Source organism: Cohnella baijiui, assembly GCF_020731285.1.
GTDB lineage: Bacteria > Bacillota > Bacilli > Paenibacillales > Paenibacillaceae > Cohnella.
Genome location: NZ_JAJFOW010000471.1, coordinates 1 through 215, shown reverse-complemented (window position 1 = coordinate 215; position 215 = coordinate 1). Strand labels below are relative to the sequence as shown.

The 215-nt window shown below is 47.9% G+C and carries 1 protein-coding gene; it reads left to right on the top strand.

Features of this window, described 5'->3' with window-relative positions; translation table 11 throughout:
• Positions 1 to 19: 19 nt before the first annotated feature.
• A partial coding sequence (locus tag LKX83_RS33420; protein WP_227887618.1) for a PaaI family thioesterase occupies positions 20 to 215 on the top strand: 196 nt, incomplete at its 3' end.

Here is a 215-nt window from a genome sequence, read left to right as displayed (position 1 = left end):
CGTTGAGGCACTCTACAACATGAAAGAGAATAAATATCCCTTTCTCGGTAATTTTCTCGGCGTGGCAGAGGAAGAAGGCACGGATCATAATGAATTTGTCTGCTCGATGCCTGTTGGACGTGAAGTATTGAATCCGTATCGCATTGTCTATGGCGGGATCACGGCTACACTTGCCGATATGGCGATGGGCTGGATGCTTGAGAAACGCATCTCAG